General features: G+C 42.3%; 11 protein-coding genes. 3 read left to right on the top strand and 8 right to left on the bottom strand.

What is annotated here, in order from left to right; all coding sequences use genetic code 11:
• Positions 1 to 23: 23 nt before the first annotated feature.
• The gene (locus DLD82_RS11115; protein WP_181391388.1) at positions 24 to 506 is read right to left on the bottom strand and encodes a helix-turn-helix domain-containing protein; all 483 of its coding nucleotides are present in this window, start codon (positions 504 to 506) and stop codon (positions 24 to 26) included.
• On the opposite strand from DLD82_RS11115, the gene DLD82_RS11110 reads away from it, so the two are divergent.
• Positions 488 to 3,955 (top strand): PAS domain S-box protein, encoded by a 3,468-nt coding sequence (locus tag DLD82_RS11110; RefSeq protein WP_109941196.1) that lies wholly within the window; start codon positions 488 to 490, stop codon positions 3,953 to 3,955. The genes DLD82_RS11115 and DLD82_RS11110 overlap by 19 nt on opposite strands.
• Before the next feature lie 34 nt (positions 3,956 to 3,989).
• Here DLD82_RS11110 and DLD82_RS11105 read toward each other — a convergent pair whose 3' ends face one another.
• The 3 genes from DLD82_RS11105 to DLD82_RS11095 form a co-directional block, all read right to left on the bottom strand.
• On the bottom strand, positions 3,990 to 7,061 hold the full coding sequence (locus tag DLD82_RS11105) for a PAS domain S-box protein (RefSeq protein ID WP_109941195.1): 3,072 nt from the start codon (positions 7,059 to 7,061) through the stop codon (positions 3,990 to 3,992).
• 125 nt (positions 7,062 to 7,186) lie between these two features.
• On the bottom strand, positions 7,187 to 11,557 hold the full coding sequence (locus tag DLD82_RS11100) for a PAS domain S-box protein (protein ID WP_109941194.1): 4,371 nt from the start codon (positions 11,555 to 11,557) through the stop codon (positions 7,187 to 7,189).
• Positions 11,558 to 11,920: 363 nt separating this feature from the next.
• On the bottom strand, positions 11,921 to 12,256 hold the full coding sequence (locus tag DLD82_RS11095) for a nucleotidyltransferase family protein (protein ID WP_109941193.1): 336 nt from the start codon (positions 12,254 to 12,256) through the stop codon (positions 11,921 to 11,923).
• 309 nt (positions 12,257 to 12,565) lie between these two features.
• Between DLD82_RS11095 and DLD82_RS18625 the strand changes: the two genes are divergently transcribed.
• Complete coding sequence (locus DLD82_RS18625; RefSeq protein WP_181391387.1) at positions 12,566 to 12,724, top strand: hypothetical protein; 159 nt, start codon at positions 12,566 to 12,568, stop codon at positions 12,722 to 12,724.
• Between the two features lie 252 nt (positions 12,725 to 12,976).
• Here DLD82_RS18625 and DLD82_RS11090 read toward each other — a convergent pair whose 3' ends face one another.
• Positions 12,977 to 13,606 carry a type 1 glutamine amidotransferase family protein gene (locus tag DLD82_RS11090; RefSeq protein WP_109941192.1) on the bottom strand — a complete coding sequence of 210 codons (630 nt, stop codon included), beginning with the start codon at positions 13,604 to 13,606 and terminating at the stop codon, positions 12,977 to 12,979.
• A gap of 162 nt (positions 13,607 to 13,768) precedes the next feature.
• Between DLD82_RS11090 and DLD82_RS11085 the strand changes: the two genes are divergently transcribed.
• Positions 13,769 to 14,617: a hypothetical protein gene (locus DLD82_RS11085; RefSeq protein ID WP_109941191.1), complete on the top strand. Its 849-nt coding sequence runs from the start codon at positions 13,769 to 13,771 to the stop codon at positions 14,615 to 14,617.
• A gap of 50 nt (positions 14,618 to 14,667) precedes the next feature.
• Here DLD82_RS11085 and DLD82_RS11080 read toward each other — a convergent pair whose 3' ends face one another.
• The 3 genes from DLD82_RS11080 to DLD82_RS11070 form a co-directional block, all read right to left on the bottom strand.
• Positions 14,668 to 14,856 carry a HepT-like ribonuclease domain-containing protein gene (locus DLD82_RS11080; protein WP_109941190.1) on the bottom strand — a complete coding sequence of 63 codons (189 nt, stop codon included), beginning with the start codon at positions 14,854 to 14,856 and terminating at the stop codon, positions 14,668 to 14,670.
• On the bottom strand, positions 14,846 to 15,154 hold the full coding sequence (locus DLD82_RS11075) for a nucleotidyltransferase family protein (RefSeq protein WP_109941233.1): 309 nt from the start codon (positions 15,152 to 15,154) through the stop codon (positions 14,846 to 14,848). The genes DLD82_RS11080 and DLD82_RS11075 overlap by 11 nt, the downstream gene beginning before the upstream one ends.
• Positions 15,155 to 15,623: 469 nt before the next feature.
• On the bottom strand, positions 15,624 to 18,689 hold the full coding sequence (locus DLD82_RS11070; protein ID WP_109941189.1) for a PAS domain S-box protein: 3,066 nt from the start codon (positions 18,687 to 18,689) through the stop codon (positions 15,624 to 15,626).
• Positions 18,690 to 19,010: the final 321 nt, after the last annotated feature.

The following is a 19,010-nucleotide window of genomic DNA, read 5'->3' as shown; positions in this document are numbered from 1 at the left end:
TTTTCCGCTTTGGAATTTACGTTTTAGTTTTTTTTAAAACTCTCCTGTTTTTTTGGATCTGATTTTGAACTGATTGGTCGGGGTTTCACCTGACGATACTCTAATTTATGGAACAGTCTTTGACATTGGCGAACACTAATCATTATTCCATACGTTTTTTCAATGTGATAACTAAGCAGTTTCCCGTCCCAGAGATTTTGTTCATAATCAAGTGATATTGGGTCTTTTCTTAAAATTTGCTTGATTTCTTCTAATTGTTGGTTTGAGAGAGAAGAAGGCCTTCCCGTTCTTTTTTCATCTCTTAAACCTTGAAAACTATCCTCATTAAATTGATTTACCCAATTCTCAATGGTTTTTACCGTATGACCCAAAATTTTTGCAGTTTCTAAACAAGAATATCCCTTTGAAACAAGTAATACTCCATGTAAACGATGATTATAACGTGATTCGTCATTTGTCATAATTTCTGATTGTATTATGATAGCCATTGTTTCAGCATTTACCACTTTCAATCGCCGCATATGAATATATTGGGGAGTCATTATTAATAAAATATTATGTCGCTCCCTATATCTGGGAAATTGACCTTACCGGAGTATTCTCCTATGTAAGTCCGAGATGTGAGGATATTGTCGGGTATAGTTCGGATGAACTGGTCGGGAGTTCATTCTTTTCCATTCTTCACCCGGACGGACAACAATTACTTCAGAACTATTTTAACAATGTAAGTAACCGAAAACCCGGCCTTGCAACCTTTGATGTTCCGGCGGTGCATAAAGATGGAAGTTATAAAATTCTTAACTGCAGGTCATATCCCCTGATTAATTCCTCCGGGGTCATTACCGGATTTCGTGGGGTTACCAGTGACGTAACCGAACGGATGCAGCATATACGTGCACTCCACGAGAGTGAAACGCGACTTCGTTCCTTTTTTGAAGCGACAAGTGAGGCAGTCTCACTCATTGATGAAGATGGGATAGTAATCGAGTGGAATCCTGCTTCTGAAAGAATCTTTGGAATTAGAAAAGAGGACGCTATCGGGATGACCGCCTGGGATCTTATGATTCAACTGATTCCACCTGAAGATAAGGATGAAAATACCCTGAACCATATTACAAAATCTTTTAAGAGTGCATTAACGACTGGAGTAGCAGGTTTCAAAGGCCCGAGGATATTTAACGCCATCAGTATTGATGGGAGACGATTGATCACCCGAAAGACGGTTTTTCTCATGAAAACCGATAAAGGATACCGGTTTGGTGCAATTTCGCAGGATATTACCGAGGAGAAAAATATGGCAGAAGCTCTTCGGGATAATGAAGAACGGTTCCGTGGAATGGCAGAACGGTCTCCGGATCTTATCATCATCCTGGATAAAGAGCGGAATATTTCGTATGTCTCACCATCTGCAAAGACTATTATCGGTTATACTCCCGAAGAACTGATTGGAAGATCTGTTGATTCAGCTTGTGCACCGGTTTTTTCGAATGACCTCCCCAATTGCGAAGATATTATCCAAAAGATTACCGGTGCTGTTCCCACCGAAAATGAGGAGCTTCAAATCTTTAAAAAGGACGGGACCGGAATATTTGTCAATCTGTATGCAATTCCGATAATTCGGGATGGTATCGTTTCCGGAACCCAAATTTCGATGCGGGATATCACTCAGAATAAACTGATAGAACAACAGCTCCGTATTTCTGAAGAGAAATTTGTGACCTTGTTTAAAGGAAATCCAATCCCCTTAACGCTTGTGTCCGCTGGTACCGGATTTTTCACCGATGTGAACGATGCATTTCTCCAGAACTCCGGGTACAACCGCGAAGAAGTGATAGGAAAATCCCCTTCTGAACTGAATATTTTTGTAAATGAATCAGAATTTGCAGAATTCTCAAAAGATATCCGGGAGAATTACCATGTCCGGGGAAGGGAACTGAAATGTCGAACAAAGGACGGAGAAATAAAAACCTGCAGGTTCTCTTCCAGTATTATCATGATCCAGGGGATGCCCCAGATCCTCTCATCCGTTGAAGATATTACAAAGGAAAAGCAGAATGAGGCTGCAATGCGGGAGAGAGAGGAGCGATATCGTTTAATTATGAAAAATGCCCATGAAGGGATTATGATGAACGAACTTACCTCTCATGGTCCGGGAACATTTTATGATGCAAATGAATCTGCCTTAAAAATTCTTGGGATGTCTGATGAAGAGTTGAAAAACAAAAGACTCATCGATCTTGATACTCCGGAGATGAAAGCCCGGGCTCCGGCAATGATGCGGAAGATCACAAAAACCGGACATGCTGCGTTTCAGACACACTATATCGCACCTGACAACCAGGAAAAGATAATTGACATCAGTGTCTCTCTGTTTGATCTCAATCAGGTACCTACGATGCTCTCGATTATTCGTGACATCACCGAAGAGAAGGCTGCAGAATCGGCCATAAATGCTATGGTCACCGGTCTGGTCGGAGCGACAGGTATCAAATCTCTGGATCGGATTGTGTCAAGTATCAGTACATGGCTTTTTGCCGATTGTGTCATGATTGGTGAGCTTTCCCCGGATAGAAAGTATGTAAAAGCCCTTTCGATGATTTTTGAAGGGAAGAAGATTGATAATTTTACATTCCGGCTTGAGGGCACTCCATGTGTCGATACCATTAGTGAAGGTTTTGCATTTTATCCTGACAATGTCACAGAAGTCTATCCTGAGATTAGGGCGATAATAAACCGGGATTTCAGGGGGTATATCGGAGCACCGCTGAAAAATTCGGAGGGTGATATCATTGGAGTTTTGTGTATCCTCTCATACAGTCCAATAAATCCGGGGATTTCGGTTCAGGAGATCATTGATATCATTGCAGGAAAAGCCGGAGCAGACATTGAGCGGTCACAAATTGAACGGGTTCTCATAGAAAACGAAAAAAGACTTGCCGAAACGATGGAGATGGCAAATCTTGTAAGCTGGGAGTATGACATTGCATCACAGCTTTTTACCCTGAATGACCGGTTTTATGCAATGTATGGAACTACGGCAGAGAGAGAGGGCGGGTATGAAATGACTGCTGAAAGGTATACCCGTGAATTTGTTTATCCATCTGACATTCAAAAATTACTTGAGGAGGCCCGCAGGACGTTAGAGGCCTCTGATCCTGATTTTATCTCTGATTTTGAGCACCAGATTATCAGGAGGGATGGTGAGGTTCGTAATATCTCTGTCAGGGTCAGGGCGGTTTTTGATGAACATGGGAACCTGGTAAAGACGCACGGGGCCAACCAGGATATCACCGAACGAAAAATTATCGAAGAGGCGGTTTTAAATGCAAATCGTCAGTTAAACCTTCTCTCAAGCATAACACGGCATGATATTCTGAATAAAATATCTGTTTTCTATGGATATCTCCGGCTTTTGGAGATGGAATCTGATAATCCTGCAATATTAGAGTATGTGCAGAAGATGACTGAGGTGATTAAAAAAATCCAGACACAGATTGAATTTTCACGGGTCTACCAGGATCTCGGATCACAAAAACCTCTCTGGTTCTCTCTCTCATCAATTCTTCCCATATCATCAGTGCCTGATACGGTTCATTTTTCTGATAATACCTCCGGGATATCCTTGTTTTCAGATCCCATGCTGGAGCGGGTTTTTTATAATTTACTCGACAATTCAATCAGACATGGTGAGCATGTAACTGAAATATCTGTCTTTTCACAAGAGAGAAATAAATCACTGACTATCATCTATGAAGATAACGGAGTTGGAATCCTCCCCGAAGAAAAAGAGAGAATATTTGAGAGGGGGTATGGAAAGAACACCGGTCATGGTCTGTTTCTGGTCCGGGAAATTTTATCGCTCACAAACATCACCATAAAAGAGACCGGAACATATGGAAAAGGGGCAAGATTTGAGATAGTAGTCCCCTCCGGGTCGTACCGGATAACCCAGTAACCATTAGCCTGTTAACACTCACCTGGCAGGGGAGTTATGAAATTATCCGGTATACTCCTTTTGGTACCTTTATCTCGAACCTGGCTCCTTTTCCCGGAACTCCGGTCTCCTGTATGGTAATGCCGGTAAGAAGCAATATCTCTCTGACCAAAAACAGTCCGAATCCGGTATTTTTCCCGACACCGCGTTCAAAAATCTCTTCTTTTTGATCAAATGGGATGCCGGTTCCATTGTCTTCCCAGGTGATGATAAGCCCCTGTTCTGAATCATGTGCTGAAACCTGGATGTCAGATACCGATTCTCCATGCCTGATGGAATTATCGAGAAGGTTAAAAAAGACTTTTTCAAGCATGGGATCTGCATATAACGAGAATTGGTGAAGTTCTGTTGTGTAATGAATAGAGACTGGCGGGACCGACCTTGGCATCACTGAATCAAGGATAAACCACTGGGGTTCTTGTGAGCCTAAGTCCTGGTACACCCGGGTAAATTCAATATTCGACTGAATATCTTCGGTAGCCATGGTAATAATCCGAAGGTAATCAGCAGTTTTTGGACTCAGGTATTCAAGTTCAGCAAGAGAGAGATAACTAAAAATTACCGAGACTTTATTGAGGATATCGTGCCTGGTGACGCTGGTCAGCAGGCTGAGCTGGTGATTTGCAACCTTTAAAGCTCTTTCAGTGTGCTTTCTTCGTGTTATGTCCCGTGCAGCACCGACAAAGCCTGAAAAGAGATCTCCTGAATAGACCGGCCGTATCATTATCTCTGTGCAGACACGGGTCTTATCTTTGCGGATGAACTCTAATTCTACAACTGTTTTGTCAGGAACGCGTTTGTTGTCCATAAGTTGGTCCATCCACAAATAATGATGACTGACTATCCGTTCATAGGATTGGGGGGAGAGAATGTTTTTAAATCGCAACTTCTGCATTTCAGAAGGAGTATACCCAAGTAAGTCGGTGACAGAAGGTGAGATGTAGGTGATTCTCATTCGTTCATCGGTAGTCCAGATGACATCATGGACATTATCTGCAAGTAACCGGTACCGTGCCTCACTCTCCCGTATCTTTTCTTCTGCCTCCTTTTCTGTGGTTATGTCCTGGTCAACCCCGCAATATCCGGTAAAGGTTCCCTGTTCATCAAACACCGGTGTGCCACTGGTCTTCAGGATGATGGTTTTCCCATTTTTATGCTGGTTCAGATTGATAAAATCTGAGAAGGGTTTTTGTGAGCCGAATAATTTTTTGGCAACTTCAATCTGTTCTTCCAGTACAGATGGTTCAAAGAGTTCAAAAAACCGGACTTTTCCGACAATCTCCTCCGGTTTTAACCCCAGGATTGCTTCCACTGCAGGACTTGAGTAGGTATATGTCCCGTCTGCATCCACTTCCCAAACCCAGAATCCGGCATTGATGGTTGTTGCAAGGAACCGTTGTTCACTTCTCCGGAGTTTTAACTCGGTGTTTTTCTGTATGGTGACATCGGTTACGATGCCTTCAAGGGCAACCGGAGTTCCCTGGCTATCCGTGACAAGGACATTTCTCTGGTTTAACCACCGGGTGTTTCCTGACCGGTCAGTTATCCTGAACTCATACGTAGCAGGCACCTGACCGTTCCGGAGATCTCTTTTCTGTTTTTCTACATACTCTGTAAAGTCCGGATGAATCAGGGTGCTAAATAATGCCGGGTTTTCGTAGAATTCCTCCGGAGTATAACCGGTGAGTTGTTCTAATGCAGGACTTACATACTCGTAATTTTCATCCGGTAGTGACATCCGGAAGATGATGTCGCGGGCATTGGAGGCAAAACGGCGGAATTTTTCTTCACTCTCCCGGAGTGCCAGTTCGGCAGTTTTAACCTTTGTGATATCCCGCATTGATATCTGAATTCCGGTAATGATGCCTTCGTGAACGGTTGGAACTGCACTTCCACTGATATATGCGAGTGAGCCGTCTTTTTTTCGGATCTTCAGCTCAAGGTTTGAGAAAGATTCCCCTTTCATGGTCCGGTGGGCATAATTGAGAAATTCCGGGCCCATTGGGGAGAATATTGTCTGTGCCCAGTACGATGCAGTTTTTCCGATAAAATCATCCAACTCATACCCGATAATCGAGGGGGCGGAAGGGGAGATATAAACGGGGAGGAAGTTTTTATCAATGAGGATTATCAGGTCAGAGGATCGCTCAGCCATGTTCCGGAATTTACTTTCACTCTCTGAAAGGGCCAGTTCCTGCTCTTTCAGCATTTCAAAACTTACCCTGAGTTCCTCCTCATTCGATGCCAGTTCCTCATATGCTGCTGCAAGATCGTCAGTTACCTTTTTCATCCTGAATTCAGCCATTTTCAGGGAATGAATGGGGTGGGTGGTTGTTACAATACCCTGTATCTCCGGGTTATCAAGGAGAGATAGAGCGACCGATTCAACATAGAGATATGTTCCATCTTCTTTTTTCAGACGGTATTCTGTAGGTTCATGGTTATTTCTGTCATTACAGACATCCTGAAAGTCCGACCAGACCTGTTCCCGGTCTTCCGGATGAATAAAATCAAAGGCAGATCTGCCAATGAGCGAGCCTTCCGGGTACCCGAGGATTTTTGCAGAGGATGGAGAGTCAAACCGGATAATTCCGTCCCGGTCAAGAATTCTGATAATGTCTGATGAGTTTTGAATGAGCGAACGAAATCTCAGTTCACTCTTTTGGAGAGCTCTGCTATCACGGACTTTCTGGACGGCAATCCCAATCTTATGGATCAGTTCCTTGAATTGTGAGGCCTGATTGCCTCCTTTCTGAACATAAAAGTCCACCCCGCTGTCTATTGCCTCTATGACAACCTCTTCTCTTCCCCGTCCGGTGAATAGTAAAAACGGAGTTTCCAGCCCCCTGCTCCGGATCTCCTTTACCAGTCCGATACCATCCATGCCTGGCATCTGGTAATCGGAGATGATGGCATCATACTGGTGCTCGGTTGTCTTTAAAAGCGCCTCAGTTCCGGACTGTGCAGTATCTACAATGAATCCCCGTGACTTCAGATATTCTTTGGTTGCAATCAAATTCAGAGATTCATCATCCACATAGAGAATAGAAAGGGGGGAGTCTGGCATGAGTGTGATATGATATAGCTCTCCATATAAGGTGTTAAACTTTTAGGTTTTAACCCCTGTTGATAAAGAAAAATCAGTCAGTCCGATGCCAGTTTTTCGGAAAAAACCGGGTGTGCTGCTAGTGACTATGTGTTTTTCATCCGAAGGATGCGAAATCCTCCTTCCGGTACCAAAATCTCAAACTGGGCACCCTCTCCAAAGATACCGTTCTCGGTAATGCTGATACCGGTAATGGTCAGGATCTCCTTTGATAAGAAGAGGCCAAGCCCGGTATTTTTACCAAATCCCTTGGTGAAAAGTTGCAGTTTATCATCCGGAGTAACTCCGGATCCGTTATCTTTTACAAATAGATACAGGGAATTTCTTTCCTGTCTGCTGAAAATACGGATCTCTGTCATGGTATCTCCGCCGTATTTCAGGGCATTTTCTATGAGATTGTAAAAAACCTTCTCAAGGAGGGGATCTGCAAAGATCTCAAGGGTTTTTTCTTCGACGGTGATACTGATATCCCTGATTGGCAGATCTTTTATCACATCTGCAATAATTAGTGCCACGTTCTGCCAGAGAGGGAGTGCAACTCCCATGTTTTCATAGTCTTTGGTAAACCTTATCTGACGTGCTATGGTATGAGCAACCCTCTCCTCTGTTGCAATGACCGATTTAAGTTCTGAAGGTTCAGAGAGGTATGATTTTGAAATCTCCAGATATCCTAATAGGATCTGGAGCTGGTTGTTGATATCATGCCTTGTGATACTTGAAAGAAGATTCAGTTTTTTATTGGTAAGTAACAGGGCTTCTTCAACCTTTTTCCGTTCGGTGATATCACGAACGAGTCCTTCGGTTCCGGTAAAGTTACCCTGACTATCATAATTGATATGGGCACTCATCGAGATTGGAAATCTGGTCCCGTCTTTTTTGACAAAATCTGCTTCATAGTCATGTACTACGTTATTATTCTCTTTCATGGTTTTTATGAACCGTTTCCGGTCATCAGGATTATGCCAGATTGATAACACCGAAAGGCCGAGCAGTTCATCTTCTGATCCATACCCAAGCATCCGGGCTGCAGATCCACTTATCATAATAATCCGGCTATTCTTATCAATCCTGAAAAATGCATCCTGCATATTTTCAATAATGGTCCGGTATCGTGATTCACTATCCCTGAGTGCTTCTTCAGCCTGTCTTTGCTCGGTAATGTCGATAAAAGCGGCCAGGTACATGTTCTCAATTGCTATTCCGCCGATGAGGACATTTTTTGTCGTGCCGTCTTTGCAGGTGATATAATATTCTGAAGATTCAATGTCACCTCCCTCTTTAGATGCCTCCTTTACCCGGGATATCCAATTATTCATGACTTCCTGGCGGTATACTTCATCAGGATATGCACGTTCCCACCAGTTGTGTAAGGTGGGGATATCATCAACCGTGTACCCAAAGGTTTTAACAAAACGTTCGTTACAGTACTCAATCATATCTCCTGAAGTTACCAGGCAGAAGGGAACAGGAGCTAGCGTTATGAGTTGTCTGAATTTTTCTTCACTCTCACGAAGGGCGTCTTCCGCTTGTGATGTCTGTATCACCTGGGACGTTGTGGATGCGAGATTGTGTAAAAAGACGGATTTTTCTTCGCTTATCTCCTCACTACTAAACATACCAAGTACGCCGAGAAGATTTCCGTCTGATGAGAGAAGCCGAAATCCTGCAAACGAAGTATGTTCAGGCATTCCGGTCAGGTCTGATTCCAACTCCGGCGGAGAATTGCTCACGTCCGGGATGATAATGGAAGGGGAGGTGCCGGTTGCTATCTTTCCTATTATGGATACACCAAACGGTATCCGGTCATCTTTTCTGGTCAGGCAGGTGTCCTTTTCCGAATCAGCAACCAGGTGGAGGCATGAAACAGAGATATCACAACTGGTATCCGGAGGTTTTGAGTAATTACATCCCTCATTACAGCGGTCGCCAGGTTTTGCAATCCATATCCTGGCACAATCTGCATTAAACAGGGTTTTTGAACATTCCGTTATCTTTTTCAGTTTTTCATCGAGGGATTGCATAACAAGCAGATCCTGTTTGAGTGAATTCAGACCTGCCATGTAGTATTCTTCAAGGTAATGGTGGGTTATATCGCGGGCTGCTGCAAAAATCCGCTCCCCTCGTGGAACAGATCGCCACTCAATCCATCGGTATGTACCGTCTTTGTGCCGGTACCGGTTTACAAAATTGACTACTTCCTTTTGATCACGTAAATCTGAAACTTGGTCAATTGTCTTTTGTATATCATCCGGATGGACAAAATCCAAAAATCGCTTTCCCATTAGTTCGGAGAGATTATACCCAAGAGTCTTCTCCCATTCAGGATTTAACCGGTGAAATATTCCATTGGTATCAGCAATGCAGAAGAGGTCAAGACTGATGTTGAAGAATTTGTCAACTTCAATGGTTTTTTCCCGGAAGGCATTCTCTATCTCTTTTTGCAGGGTTAAGTCCCGTGTTATTCCGATGAGATATTTTTTCGTTCCAATAACAACCACTGAGGCATTAATTGATACCGGAACCGCACTGCCTTCACGGGTAAGAATACATGATTCAATACTCTCGGTATATCCATCCACGAATTTTTTGAATGCATGGATGATTTCCGGCCGGAGGTCTTCAGGGTGCAGTTCATCTACAACCATGGAAAGGATGGTCTCTTTGGAATATCCGGTCAATAGTTCGGCCTTCCGGTTGCAATCGGTAAATTTTCGGGTGGTGGTATCAGCAATAAAGATGGCATCATTGCTCTCTTCAAAGAGTTTTCTATATTTTTCTTCACTCTCTTTTAATGCGTTTTCTGCCCGTTTCAGTTCGGTGATGTCAAAAAAGGCAGCGACGATTATTCCCGGCTGAATCTGAAAGACCTGCATGGTATATGAGCCATGAATCTCCCCTGAATCAGAATATGTCTGTTCATCATGCCAGAATCCGCCTTCTTTTGCTATCTGGCGATACTTCTTTGGTATTTGTGTGTCCACAAGACCAGGAAATGCCTCTTCCAATGGTTTTCCGATAAGCAGGCTGTGATCCATGCCCAGGATGGTATCAGCAGCAGGGTTTGCACCGGTGAAGATGAGATCGCCATTATCTAAGAGTTCGTAAAAATGCATCCCGAATGGAGAATATTCAATCACGTTCCGGTAGTTTTCTTCATTCTCCTGAATAGCAATCTCTGCAAGTTTTCGTTCGGTTATGTCCCGGATAGATGACTGAAGATACTTCTTTCCATTTATTTCAAAGGAAAAGAGGAGAACTTCTGCGGGAAATGTGCTCCCGTCCTTTCTTTTATGGATCCATTCAAATTTATCCTCTCCGAGTTCAAAGGCTTTTTGAATGTGTTTTTCAGCCCCTGTTTTTGAATCTTCTCCGTCCGGTTGGAATTTTGGAGAAGCTTCAAAACTTTGCATATCTTTCATCTCTTCATAATCGTGGTATCCAAAGAGATGGAGGGCTTTTTCATTACAATCTACCAGACGGCCATCTTCGGTGAGCATGAATGCATCAAGGGATTTTTCAAATATTGAACGAAATTTTGTCTCACTTTCCCGGGTCTTCTTCTCACTTTCGGCAAGCATCTCCAGTTGGGAGTGAAGTTCTTCTTCCCGCTGTGCTATCTGTTCATATGCATTATGGAGTTTTTCTTCTGCCTGTTTCTGTTCGGTTATGTCTCTGATTGATTCGATGGCTCCGACAATCTCACCTGAACTATCATAGAGTGTGCTTGCTTTTAATGCAAATGTGGCCCTTCCCCTTTCCTGCAGGTTAAGTGTAGTTTCTGCTATTAATTGGTCTTTTTGTCTGATGATATGGGAGTATCTTTGTGCTATCTTATCCTCAGATTCGAAGATAAGGTCTATGAGGATCTTCCGTCTTTCCCCGTAAAAAGGCAGAGCATATTCATAATTGCCTTTTCCAAGCATCTGGTCAGCAGAGAGTCCGGTCAGGTCTTCAATGGCCCGGTTCCATGAGATGATGATGCCATCCCGGTTGATGGCAAACGTTGCATCCGGAAGGAAGTTTATGATATCAGAGAGTTGTTTTTTTGATTCAATGAGTTCATGTTCGGTTCGTTTTCTGGCTACTGCCTGGTGAATCTTGTGATCAAGTTCAGCAAACTGAACTTTGGGATCTCCTCCCTTCTGGAGATAGAAATCAGCACCGTTGTTGATAGCCTCTATTGCGACTTCTTCGCGGCCTCTCCCGGTAAACAGGATAAACGGAATATCGAGGTGTAATGTATGTATTTTTTTTAAAAATTCTATACCATCCATCCGGGGCATCATGTAATCGGAGACGATGACGTCAAATCTGGTTTTTTCAAGGAGGTGAAGTGCCTGTGTGGCAGAGATTGATGTATCTACTTTTAATCCGGATTGTCGTTCCAGGAATATTTTGCCTATATGAAGGAGTGATTCTTCATCGTCGACATAGAGAACCCGTATTTCATCGGTCATGTAACCAGCCTGAACAAAAAATTATAAATACTCGTCAATGACTGTTCTGAAGGTTTTGTTATTCTGTAATTTCTGGCTCTCCTCTTGATGTATCTTAAAATTTTAATAATTACAGATACTGGTTCGTGGGGTTTTAGATCTCCGGTATCTGGGATATTGATATTTATAGGTAAAAAACCTGATGGCTGTTTTGCTTAAGAGTTGTCATGCCTGTGAGGTGTCCGGGAGGAAAGAGGTGTTTGGTGAAGGGTCAAATCCTGTAATCAGATGGCCGGTTAAAAATTATTACTCATAATTTGGATTATCTAAGACGATGATCTCCGCTCTGCTGTTAGGAGGTCATTATTTGCTTTTTGCTGCCATTCAAGGGCCGTCTTGTTCATATAAAATCACTCCGGATGTACATACTTCACGGATGAGAGGATCTCCTTCATGATATCTTCTGGACATCTCTTCCGGACTTATGGCAATCAGGTCGACTGGAACATCAGGATAAGGATAAAGCGATGATAGTATCTCTACTGATTTATCCAGACTTTTTCCTTTGTATGGGGGCACCACCATAATGTCAAGGTCTGAGTCTTTCTGTTGATACCCAAGTGCATAACTTCCAAAGAGAATGATACTTGTCGGGGCAAAATTATAGGTAATCTGGTCAATAATAGAAGGAAGGGCTGAATGTATCTGGATTGCGGTCATATTTCTCCTTTAGGTTTTGTGAAGATCCTCCTTCATCTTCGAATATTCATAAATGGGAAGGATTACAGATAGTTTTCCTTTGATTCGTATGTGAAATACCTCGTTGGGATTGCTTTTAAAATCCTATGTCGCATCTTACAGAGATCTCTCTATATAATTGTCTATCATCGTATGGAATTCAATGGCATATTAGGTCATTGCTGAATTCCAGGGGTTAGGGTTTACTTTCCGAGTGAATTCATAATCTGGTAATAGTATTTTTTGTTATTTCTGAGTTACTTTCATGTCAGATAATTGCAATTATTATATATGTCCGGAGAGGTTGATCCCAAAGAAAATATTGGTAAACCGTATAAAAGAGGTATGCTGCCATATGGAGGAGCAACACAGAGAGGCATGGTTGCAATCGTTGTGACAAAAGAAGAATTTGATGACAAGATGAATCGCCTCAAATCCATTCAATGGTAAAATCAGTTTTTCTTGACACGTGTGTATTTTTTGATTGTATTGAAAAACATTCGTATCTAACTATTATTAAAACTCTACAAAATTACCGGATACCTCATGAACTTGAAAAAGTACGTTTCTTTAAACCAAAAACAATTCCAGTAGAAGAATTTAAAAATTATTTAAAATAATCCTATTCTTCCTGATTATGAAAGAATTACGGATATTTTTAATATGATATATAATGCCGTAGGATTCTCCCGGGGGTAGGACTTACTTTTTCAGTGAATCCATGAGCTGGTAAAAGTATTCAGGTTTTTTCTGGACGTTCAGATTGTACCATGCGGTAATTGTTTCTTCCCGCATGACTCCAAGTTTTTTCAGTATTTCATAGGCAAACTCAACCGCTGCAAAACCGGATGCGGTAATGAGATTCCCGTCGGTGACTGCAGGTTTTGAGATGTAATACTCATCTCCGGTGTATCCGGAACAATAGGTTTTGAGCACTGCAAGGTCATTGCTGGTATGTGGCCGGTTATTGAGGAGTCCGGCTCGTGCAAGTCCCATGGTGGCTCCGCAGATTGCACCGGTTAAAATATCAGTTTCAAGAAATCCCCTGACTTTTTCAAGCACCTGGTCCTGCACCGGATCCATCCAGGTATTTGATCCGGGAAGGATGAGGACGTTGCCCTGTTTCGGCTGTATGTCGCCGAATGTTATCTCCGGGACAAGTTTGATTCCTCCCATGGTGGTTATCGGATCTAATGTCCGGCCACAGAGACGGGACTGGTACCGCTGGTCCGGATCTTTAAAAAACCGGCCTGATACAAGTTCAGGGAGAAGAAAAGCCGGTTCCCAGTCTGCCATGGTATCATGGACATAGAGGTAAACAAGAGGAGTCATTATTACTTAGTCATACCTGTTTGTTGTTAATATTGCTCATTTGAATCTCTTACAGGTATTTTTCCCGCTCATTCTTCATCCGGATTATGAAAAACTCAGTTGCGATATTTTTTATAGTACGTGAGAAGATTGCTTATTACCTCTTCTGGTTGAGGTTTGACTATGAAATACATTACCGCTTGTTTATTTTTAGGTGTATTGCTTTTTTTCGGTATTTTTTCCGTTGTGTGTGCGGAAGAAACTGATGATGAGAGTGTTAATGAGAGTGTGGATGAAAGTCTCGATGAGAATGCTGATGTGTCTTCATCTTCTGATGAAGAGGAAGGATTATTTTCCAGTATATGCACACAGCCGTATGCTCTGTGTAATACTGCATTTTGTGTCCCAGATCAGGATGATCCAACGAAGATGCGGTGTTCCTGTACGGTAGAGAAGGGTCCGTCAATTGGCAAATCCTGTGATACCTGGGAGCCGGTCGGTATTTACATGGACGAGTATGGTGACTGGATGATAAAGGCCGGGTATTCAGTCGGACAGATTACCTCCACGTATTCTTTCGCCCATGCAGCTCCGCTTCCAAAGAATGAGATTGATCCGAACAATACTCCCTATGGTTATTCCGGAGACGTGTATCTGAAACCATGTATGAATGAGACCGGAGAAGGCGTCTGGGCAGATTGCTGGGATGCTCCCTGTACGGTTTTGCCCCAGGATATCAATGCTGATATTTCCACCGACCGTCTGGCATCTCCCTATGCTGTGTGTGATTGTGGGCTGAAGGTCAATCAGTCTGAATGGTATATCGGGGTTCATGGAACCGAGCTCTGTGATGATCCAAACCTTTGTCATGAGTATATAATCTCCGGTGCCGGGCTTATGTCAACAGATGTCGGGGTAAAGAAACTTGCAGAATTTATAAAAGAGAATCCGGATCCAACTGAGCCATATAAAGAAGGACATTGTGAAGATTGCTTATATTGTGCCTCAAACACGAGTGCAGAATCCCTTTAAACTTTTTTTGTAAATGATGTATTGTCCGGCAGGGTAAATGAGTTTATCATTTAGAAATTTTTTTTTGTATCTGGTGATATCAGTTTTGCTGCTTCACCAATCACTTCCAGGCACCGGATGAGGGCATACTGTAATTGCCGATCCTGTTGTAACTCTTCTTTACTTCGATCTCCAAGAAAGGAGATGGCATCAGAACACATCGTTTTGATATCAACAAGGAGTGAAATATCACGTTCCATACATTTTCACCATAGATGATAATACCTCTTGCTTGAGAATTGGGTTCATAAAATCATCGATTGCTTTCCGGGTGATTAAATCCACCTTTCTTCCGAACGACTTCTCCAGTTCGCTCTGTAATGAGGCAAGAGTAAGTAGGGTTATTGGTGCATCAGGCTCGAATTCTACAACCATGTCTATGTCACTTTCATCAGAGAAATCATCACGGACTGCTGAACCGAAGATCCATATCGTAGTAATGTGATAATGCGGGATAATTTTTGAATGAATATCAGATGGAATTTCAGATAATTTCATAAGCATTTAAGGTATTTTTTGCTATAATACGTTTTCATTCAAATCAGTAAAATATGGCAGAAATTTCGATTTTTCATGTTGTAAAAGGGCAGACATAAATTGTTCCGACATAACCATCATCCATGATTTTATCGGTTTGATATGAGACATTATAAGAAAACCTTTGTTATCCCACATCGTTTGTACATATAAACAGCCACATCCTTAATAATGATTACTTGATCCGGAACATGGGCAGTGTATTGTAGTTTTTCTTTCTATCATGGTTCCTTCGCAAAACTTACAGAGTCCAGGTTACATTTATTGCCTCCAGATTTTAACGTGAGTTCATTGATTATCATCCGGGAGTCTTTTATTGTGCAGATAGTTCGATTTGGGAAAAATGAGGGCCACAAATCGAGTATTCGCACGTAATTTCTATATTATCGTGACCAGGAGAGTTTTTGGCAATACTTTATAACCTCGGTAGTTAATGCTTTTGAAATCTGAATGTTCCATTCGGGACAACAATTTCAAATCTGACACCCTCCCCTGGTTTTCCTGTTTCACTAATTTTAAGTCCGGTGATGGATAGAAGTTCTCTGACAAGGTAAAGCCCCACTCCGGTATTTTTTCCAAACCCGTGCTTGAAGATATTCTCCTTATCCTTCTCTTCAATTCCTATCCCATCATCAGTATAGACGATAACGAGGTTTTTCTTCTGTTTCTGTGCTTTTACCCGGATTGCAGAGATGGTAGTGCCATGTCTGATAGAATTATCAAATAACGTGGAAAAGACTTTCTGGATGATGGGATCTGCAAAAATTTCAATGTCCAAAGAGATAGAAATTTCAACCGTTATTTCTCCGAGATACACATCAGATCGTGCAGCATCGACGATAGATGCAAGGTGTACCCACCTGCTGGACAGAGATCCGAAGTCCTCATACTCCCTGGTAAATTCGATGGTATTTTTCAGGGTCTCTCCTGCAGTAAGAGCATTGGTAATATATTCCTGCTGCTGTGGTGACATGTCCATGCCAAGCACTAAATCCAGTGATACGGTGATGATATTCAAATCATTGATGATGTCATGCCTTGTTATTCCGGTAAGAATTTTGAGTTTTTGCAATGCTTCCAGGAGAGAAATTTCTAGTCTTTTTCGCTCACTAATGTCCCGAATGATGATAAGATCTGCAGGAGCACCATGATATGTAATGAATGCTCCAATCGCCTCAACCGGAATTTCAGAGTTATTGGATCGAAGGAGAGTTGTTTCATACATTCCGGGTAATGACTCTCCTGCCAGTCTGTTCTGTATTACCTCTGCAATCTTTTCCTGTTTATCTGGTGGGAAGAGCGTTCGAAAATCAAGTCCGGTAAGGTCTTTAATCGTGTATCCGGTCATTCGGGCAAATGCTTCATTTGAAAATACCAGATTGAGGTCCTGAACAATAACGATACCGTCCCGGGCCTGTTCAACAACATTCCGGTATTTCTCCTCACTTTCTTTCAGAGCTATCTCATGTTGTTTCCGCTTCGTTATATCACGTATGGTGCTGATAAGAAACCTATTACCTTCTATTGCAATTGTTTCAGCAGAAATCGATACGAAATAGCGCTTTCCTGATTTCGCATGGGTAATCGTTTCAAATCCTCTTACTCTGCCCTGTTTTTTTATTAGGGAAATTAATTTATCCCGTTCTTCCTTTGTGCCCCATATACCAAGTTCTATGGTGTTCTTTCCGTTTAATTCATCAGGAGTATACTCCATGTTCAGCGAAAATGCTTCATTTACTTCAATGATTCTCCCACTATCAAGATCTGAAATGATGATGGCATCCGGACTGGAAAGGAATAATTTTGAATATTTTTCCTGGGATAGCCTGAGAGCCTTCTCTGTCTCTTTGAGTTCGGTTATATCCTGGACTGTTCCGAGGGATGACAGGGGTTTTCCGGAATCATCATACTTTGTTTCGCATCGTTCCTGAACATATTTAATCCTGCCATCCGGCATGAGCAGACGATGTTCAATCTGGTAGGGTGTTTTCTCTTGTAATGAATCAGAATAGGCATCGTCTACTGCTTTTTGGTCATCCGGATGTATGGCGTTTAAAAAGGCCTCATATGATGCACCAAATTGAAGCGGATCAATTTCAAATATCTCAAAGATGACTTCAGACCATGTAAGAAAGTTTGCAGGGATGTCCAGTTCCCAGCTGCCGGTCTTTGCGAGATGTTGTGCTTCATTTAACTGGCGTTCGCTCTTTTGTAATGCTTCCTCAAATTGCCTGCGTTCGGTGACATCCCTGCTCACCCCGATGAGAACATCCTGGTCATCCCACTTTCCCCGTGTAATCTTTGTATCTACCTCGATACGGGCACCATTCTTTGAAATGATCGGGATGGAATTATCCTTCCCGGTTCCATCGATCAGTTTGTCATAGAATTTGAGTGCTTCTTCTCTTTTTTCGGGATCAAGAATGGTAAGAATACTCCTGCCGATGAGTTCCTGTTTTGAATAGGATAATCTCTCCTCTGCAGCGGTATTCATGGCTACGATATCTCCTTTCAGGTTGATAACAAAGATAATATCATCGATTGACTGAAACAGGGTTCTGATATTTTGTGCACCCTTAATTTTTTCTTCTTCGGCAAAAAGCCGCCCTATCGCACTGCCTAGTTCCCTGCTTATTGAGATGAGTGTCTCCTTTTCCTCATCACTGATGAGATATCGTCTAAAACTGGCAATATTTAACACCCCGATGGCTTTTCCTTCTGCCATGAGGGGGAGCGTTGCAATTGAGCACAATCCATATTTCTGTGAACGCTCCGGGCTTACCCGGGCGTAATTTTCGATAAAAAGGGGTTGATTTCTCACAAACATCGTCTTATAGGGTTCTTTATCGATTGATACATCATCAACTTCTGCAATAAACCCGGAAGGGAGGTTTTGTGAATGAACAATATGAGCCGTCCGTGAATCAGTGTCTACGAAATATATCCCCCCTGCATCAAAGTTTAAGAGACGAATTGACTTATCAAGGACCTTTTCCAGGAGATCTGAGATAGTTTGAGCATTATTTACCTCAGAGATAATCTCATTGAGAATGCGAAGCATTGCCCCCCGGTGCCTGAGTGTCTCTACTTCGGATTTAAGACCACTCACGCTGATTTCCGGTTGATTTCTCTGTACTAATTGTCTGATTTTCAGGGCTAGGATGAGGAACAGTGATTCCTCATCGCCTTCTTTCCAGGGAAAAATATCTGCATTACTTCGGAATATCTCAAGGAGGTCTTCTCGATTATCAGGGCTTTTCAGAAAGATGAACGGGATGCTTGACCTCTCCCTGACTGCTCTTAAAAGTGCAATCCCGTCTATGCCAGGTTTCGAAAATCCGGATATGATAACATCATAGGTATGATGGATAATCTTTTCCAGGCTTTCCTGTATCGTTATGCAGGTATCAACGGAAAATTCATCATTTTGCTCCAGGATTTGTTTCCCTAAGCGGAGCAGGCCAACTTTATCATCTGCATAGATAATTGATATCATGTTTTGATTCGATTATACCTGCATTGTCTGTCCGTTCGGCCATACATCCAGACTACTATCGGATGGGAGAATAATCCGGATATTCTGCTTCTTTTTTGTAGGTACAGGGATGTGATAAACTAATGTAATCGTGGTGGTATTATTCCGGTCCAATTGTGGAATGTATCTCTATACTTCATCACTCTAATTAAATGTTTACCAAAAAATCTAATGGGTTATTGCTCTTTTCATGAGCCTTATTATCTTATGATACACCCAGTTCTGATTACCGGATGCCAGGTATGGATGGCATCAAAATTTTATAATCATGGAGAAATATGG

The organism is Methanospirillum stamsii (genome assembly GCF_003173335.1).
GTDB lineage: Archaea > Halobacteriota > Methanomicrobia > Methanomicrobiales > Methanospirillaceae > Methanospirillum > Methanospirillum stamsii.
This window is presented reverse-complemented; position numbering and strand designations above follow the sequence as displayed.